This is a genomic window from Oerskovia enterophila (assembly GCF_001692445.1).
Classification (GTDB): domain Bacteria; phylum Actinomycetota; class Actinomycetes; order Actinomycetales; family Cellulomonadaceae; genus Oerskovia; species Oerskovia enterophila.
The window spans coordinates 1-5,691 of record NZ_MAQA01000096.1; the positions used below are offsets into that span (position 1 = coordinate 1).

The 5,691-nt window shown below is 75.0% G+C and carries 4 protein-coding genes; 2 read left to right on the top strand and 2 right to left on the bottom strand.

Features of this window, described 5'->3' with window-relative positions; translation table 11 throughout:
* Both OERS_RS20140 and OERS_RS20145 read left to right on the top strand, forming a co-directional pair.
* Window positions 1–2,685 (top strand): DEAD/DEAH box helicase (locus tag OERS_RS20140; protein WP_248948793.1); only part of this gene is annotated, 2,685 nt, incomplete at its 5' end.
* Window positions 2,682–3,590: an SWIM zinc finger family protein gene (locus tag OERS_RS20145; RefSeq protein WP_068627767.1), complete on the top strand. Its 909-nt coding sequence runs from the start codon at window positions 2,682–2,684 to the stop codon at window positions 3,588–3,590. The genes OERS_RS20140 and OERS_RS20145, both read left to right, overlap by 4 nt.
* An 11-nt stretch (window positions 3,591–3,601) precedes the next feature.
* On the opposite strand, the gene rlmC is transcribed toward OERS_RS20145, so the two are convergent.
* Window positions 3,602–4,726 carry a 23S rRNA (uracil(747)-C(5))-methyltransferase RlmC gene (gene rlmC / locus OERS_RS20150; RefSeq protein WP_056762908.1) on the bottom strand — a complete coding sequence of 375 codons (1,125 nt, stop codon included), beginning with the start codon at window positions 4,724–4,726 and terminating at the stop codon, window positions 3,602–3,604.
* A 74-nt stretch (window positions 4,727–4,800) separates the two neighbouring features.
* Window positions 4,801–5,562 (bottom strand): putative protein N(5)-glutamine methyltransferase, encoded by a 762-nt coding sequence (locus OERS_RS20155; RefSeq protein ID WP_068627768.1) that lies wholly within the window; start codon window positions 5,560–5,562, stop codon window positions 4,801–4,803.
* Between the last annotated feature and the right edge of the window lie 129 nt (window positions 5,563–5,691).

Consider the following 5,691-nt stretch of genomic DNA (forward strand, 5'->3'; position numbering starts at 1 on the left):
GGGGCGGGCCCGAGGAGCGACGCAGGCGCGCGGGCCACCATGGTCCGGGTCGCCATGGATGCCGTGGCGGACGCCCTCGTCCGGGAGGCCGGAGCGAGCATCGGAGTGCCTCGCGGGGTGGCCCGCGGCCTGGTCGCGGCGCCGGGAGCCGGTGAGCCCCCGGTTCCCGACCAGCTCACGGACTGGGCGCACGACGCCACGGCGCTCCTCGACCCACGGGTGGCCGTGAGCCTGCGGCTCGAGCCGCTCGTGCACCGCACCGCCGGTGCCCGCTCGGCCGAGGGCGACGGGTCTCCGGCCGACGGCCACTCACCGGCAGGCCGAGGGCGACCGCTCCCCTCGCCGACGGTGACCGAGTCCCCCACCCAGGGTGACCCGCTGCCCCCCGAAAGCGACCGCCACGAGGACCTGGCCACGTGCGACTGGCTCGCGACCGTGATCGTCCGCGGCCCCACCGGGACCCGCCCTGCCGCGGACCTGTGGGCGTCGGCCCGGACCGGCGAGGGAGCACGCGAGGCCCAGGAGGCGATCGGTGACGTCCTGGTCCGGCTGCGCGCGGGAGCGGTGGCCTGGCCCCCGCTCGACGGGCTGCTCGACCAGGCCGTCCCGGGCTCGCTCGTGCTCGCCCCGGCCGACGTCCGCGAGCTTCTCGCCGAGGGCTCCGCGTCGCTGGCGGCGACGGGGATCGCGGTCGAGTGGCCCGCCCACCTCGCGGGTCAGGTGCGGTCCGTCGCGGTCTTCTCCCCGACCGAGGTCCCCGGTGACGCCCCGGACGAGGAGCGCCGAGCCCTTCCCGCACTGCTCGGCTCCCCCGGCCACGGCCGTCCGCGGTCCGTCTCGTCGTCGCCCATGACGCTCACGCACGAGCTGACGCTCGACGGCGTGCGGCTCACCGCGGACGAGCGCGAGCACCTGGCGCGCGTCCACGCGGAGGGGCGCTCCGCCGTCGTGCAGCTGCGTGGGCGCTGGGTCCTCGCGGATCCCGCCGCGGCCACGGCCGCGACGCGGCGCTCGCCCCAGCCCGTCTCCGCGCTCGACGCCGTCGCGGCCGCGCTCACCGGCGTCGCCCGCGTGGGCGACCACGAGCTCGCCGTGACCCCGACGCCCTGGCTCGACCGGCTGCGCGCCGAGCTCGAGGACCCGTCCCCGGCGCGTGACGTCGTCGCGCCCGAGGGGCTCCACGCGTCGCTGCGCGACTACCAGCTCGACGGCCTGCGCTGGCTCGCACGCCTGACGGGGCTGGGCCTGGGCGCGTGCCTCGCGGACGACATGGGCCTCGGCAAGACCGTCACGCTCATCGCGCTGCACCTGCACCGCGCTCGCCCCCGGCCCGACGACGCCGCCGCTCCCACCGGGGAGGCGGCGGGCGCCGGGCCCACCCTGGTGGTGTGCCCGGCCTCGCTCCTGGGCAACTGGGAGCAGGAGATCCGCCGGTTCGCGCCCGGCGTCGCGGTGCGGCGCTTCCACGGCGCGTCGCGCGACCTGCGCGGGGTCACCGACGGGTTCGTGCTCACGACGTACGGGACGGTCCTGTCGGACTCCTCGCAGGCCGACCCGGTGCTCGCGGCGCACCGCTGGGGGCTCGTCGTCGCGGACGAGGCCCAGCACGTCAAGAACCCGGGCTCGGGCACCGCGAAGGCGCTGCGGACGGTCCCCGCGGAAGCGCGCGTGGCCCTGTCCGGGACGCCCGTCGAGAACAACCTCACCGAGCTGTGGGCCGTCATGGACTGGCTCGTCCCCGGCCTGCTGGGTTCGCGCGGGCAGTTCCGGCGCCGGTGGGCCGACCCGATCGAGCAGACCCGCGACCCCGTGCTGGCCGAGAGGCTGTCCCGGCTGGTCCGACCGTTCCTGCTGCGGCGACGCAAGTCCGACCCCGGGATCGCGCCCGAGCTGCCGCCCAAGACCGTGACCGACCAGGTCGTGCCGCTCACGGCCGAGCAGGTGGGGCTCTACGAGGGCGCCGTGCGGTCGGCGCTCGAGGAGATCGACCGGGCCGAGGGCATGGGGCGGCGCGCCATGATCGGTGGGCTGCTCACGCACCTCAAGCAGATCTGCAACCACCCCGCCCAGTACCTGCACGAGGACGAACCACGGCTGTCCGGGCGATCCGGCAAGCTCGACGCGTTCACCGAGCTCGTCGCGACCGTCCGGGCCGAGGAGGGCGCGATCCTCGTGTTCACGCAGTACGTCGCGATGGCCCGGCTCCTCGAGTCCTACCTCGCGCGTCGTGGCGTCCCGACCATGCTGCTGCACGGCGGGACGCCCGTGGCCCAGCGCGAGCAGATGGTCGCCCGGTTCCAGGCCACCGAGGAGATGCCGCCCGTGTTCCTGCTCTCGCTCAAGGCCGCGGGCACCGGGCTCAACCTCACGCGGGCCGACCACGTGATCCACTACGACCGCTGGTGGAACCCGGCCGTCGAGGAGCAGGCCACCGACCGGGCGTACCGGATCGGCCAGACCCGGCCCGTCCAGGTGCACCGCCTGACCAGCGAGGGAACCATCGAGGAGCACATCGCCCGCATGATCGAGTCCAAGCGCGAGCTCGCCGACGCGGTCCTGGCGCCGGGCGGTGTCGAGGGCGCGATCTCCGAGCTCAGCACGGCCGACCTGGCCGAGCTGGTGTCGTGGCGGGGAGCCGACGGCGACGAGCGATCGTCCGCCGCCGGCGAGAGGGGGCGCTCATGAGCGCCGTGGGCTTCCCCGCCTTCCCTCCGACCGGTACCGCGACCCAGGGCGCCGTCCGCCGGGGGCAGTCCTGGTGGGCGCGCTCCTGGGTGCGCGCCATGGAGGAGTTCGCGCTCGACGCAGGCCCGCTCAAGAAGGGACGCGCCTACGCGCGCACCGGTCGGGTCGGGCCGATCACAGTCAGCCCCGGCGCGGTCCAGGCGCGCGTACAAGATGATGACGGGGAGATGTACCACACGGTCGTCTCGCTCGAACCGTTGTCCGACGACGAGTGGGACAGGTTCCTCGAAGCCCTCGCCTCGCGGTCCGGGCGGCTCGCTGCCCTGCTCGCCGGGGAGATGCCGCGCGACGTCGTCGCTGCGGCCCTCGACGCCGACGTCACGCTGCTCCCCGGGATCGGCGACCTCGAACCCGCGTGCGACTGCCCCACCTGGGACCTGCCCTGCCTGCACGCGGCGGCGCTCAGCTATCAGGCGGGCTGGCTGCTCGACGCCGACCCGTTCGTGCTCTTCCTGCTGCGCGGACGCTCGCGCGAGCAGGTGCTCGACGCGCTGCGGGGGATGTCGACACCGGGCGACCTCACGGCGGGCGACCTCACGTCACGCACCGCCACGAGCGGCCCCACCGGAACCGGCGGCGAGGGCACGGCCGACCACCCGTCGCCCGACCCGGGCGACGACCCGGCGAGCGACGCGGGGACGGGAGCGACGCCGTCGGGCCCCCGTGTCCTGGGCGAGCTGCCCCCGCCACCCGACGTCCCCGAACCGCCCGCGGCAGCCGACCTGCTCCCCGGCGTCCCGGACCGGACCCCCGACGGGATCCCTGTCGACGTCGCGGGACTGCGAGCCGTGCTCGCCGCGGCGGCCCTCGCCGCCGCCGAGCGGCTCACGGCCCTGGACCGCTGACGGCCCGGGGCTCAGGCGCGCTCGAGCAGGACCATGACCTCGTAGTGCGAGGTCTGCGGGAACATATCGAGCACCCGCCCTCGCACGGGGCGCAGCGACGGCATGGCCGCGAGGTCGCGGGCCAGCGACTCGGCGTTGCAGCTCGAGTAGACGACCTGCTGCACGGTCGAGGACTCGAGCCAGCCCGCGAGCTCCGCGCCGATCCCCCGCCGCGGCGGGTTCACGATCACCAGGTCGGGGACCCGCTCGGCCGCGAGGGCGAACGCCGTGGCGTCACCGGCCCGGAACGTCACGTCGTCGAACCCGGCCTGCGCGGCGCTGCGCTCGGCGCTCACGATCGCCTCACGGCTCGACTCGATCCCGACCACCTCACGCCCCGGCGCCGCGCAGTGCAGCGCGAACCCGCCGACGCCGCAGTACAGGTCCCAGACGCTCGACGGCGCGGCCTCGTCGACCCACTCGCGCCCCTGCCGGTACAGCGCCGCGGCGACCTCGGTGTTGGTCTGGAAGAAGCTCTGCTGGCGCAGGTGCATCTCGATGCCGTTGACCCGCATGGTCAGGGTGTCGGCCTCGGTGAGCAGGATCTCCTGGTCGCCCTCGAGCGCCGCCTTGTGCTCGGGCAGGATGTTGGCCGACACCACGCGCGCCTGCGGCAGCGCGTCGAGCAGGCTCGGCAGGTGCTTGCGCAGGCGCGACACCGGCTCCTGCGAGCGGAGGACGAAGCGGACCATGAGCTCGCGGTCTGGCGACTGCGTGACCAGCACGTTCTTGAGCTCGCCGCGCCGCGTCGTCACGTCGTACGGCGTGAGGGCCGCGCGCGTGACGAACGCCGCGAGGACGGGGAAGACGGCCTGGAGGTCGGCCGGGTACAGGCCGCAGTCCTGGAGGTCGACGCCACGCCCGCCCGCGTCGAGGATGCCGAGCGTCGGGTGCTCGACCGTGCCGCCCACGACCATCTTGGCCTTGTTGCGGAAGCCGGACTCCTGGCTCGGGAACGGGCGGTCCCACCGCAGCCCCTCGTGCGCCGCGAGGAGGTCGCCCGCGTGCCGCTGCTTGTCGGCAAGCTGCGCGGCGTAGCCCTGCCCCATGAGGGTGCACGAACGGCACTCGTGGGCGTCGAAGTGGGGGCACTGCATTCCCCCGAGTCTACGGGGCGGGCCTCACGGACAGGCCCAGCGTGCGGGCCGGGAACGTGCGGGCCGGGCGACCGCTACCGGCGGCTCGTGCCGATCACCACGGTCGCGCCGAGGTCGTCGTCGGTCAGGGTCCGGGCGACGAGCCCGGCCCGCTCGAAGAGCCCGACGGCGACGGGAGCCTGGCGCGCACTGGTCTCGATCAGGAGGTGACCGCCCGGGGCGAGCCAGGCCGCGGCGTCGGCGGCGACCCGTCGGTGCACGTCGAGCCCGTCGGCGCCCCCGTCGAGCGCGACCCGGGCCTCGTGCAGCCGGGCCTCGGGGGGCATGGTCCCGATCGCTTCGGTCGGGACGTACGGGGCGTTGACGACGAGCACGTCGACCCGTCCTCGCAGGTGGTCGGGGAGGGCGTCGTACAAGTCGCCCTCATAGACCTGTCCATGAAGATTCCGGCGCGCGCAGCGCACGGCCGCAGGGTCGATGTCGGCGGCATGCAGGTCGATGCCGGGACGGGCTGCGCGCAGCACCGCCCCGAGCGCACCCGTGCCGCAGCACAGGTCCACGACCGTCGCGTCCTCCGCTGTGATCTCCACGGCGGAGGACGCGAGGAGCTCCGAACGCCTGCGGGGCACGAACACCGTGGGCTCGACGAGGATGCGCAGGCCGCAGAACTCGGCCCAGCCGAGGACCTGCTCGAGCGGGAGCCCCGAGACCCGGCGCGAGACCATGTCGTCGAGCTCGGCGGGGGAGGTCGCGGCGGCGACGATCAGGTCTGCCTCGTCCTCGGCGAACACGCAGCCTGCGGCGCGGAGGGTGAGCACGATGTCCGACGGGGTCATGGGGAGACACACGCTACTACCCGGTGGGCAGGGCGCGCGGGCGGATAATGGACCTGTGCCCGACGCCGCAGCCCCCGTCCCCGCCCGCGCGCCCTGCCCGCCGGGTAGTAGCGTGTGTCTCCCCATGAC

Excerpts from the sequence above, each read along its gene's own strand:
- rlmC (WP_056762908.1), bottom strand. The coding sequence starts at position 4,726 with ATGCAGTGCCCCCACTTCGACGCCCACGAGTGCCGTTCGTGCACCCTC.
- OERS_RS20145 (WP_068627767.1), top strand. The coding sequence starts at position 2,682 with ATGAGCGCCGTGGGCTTCCCCGCCTTCCCTCCGACCGGTACCGCGACC.
- OERS_RS20155 (WP_068627768.1), bottom strand. The coding sequence starts at position 5,562 with ATGACCCCGTCGGACATCGTGCTCACCCTCCGCGCCGCAGGCTGCGTG.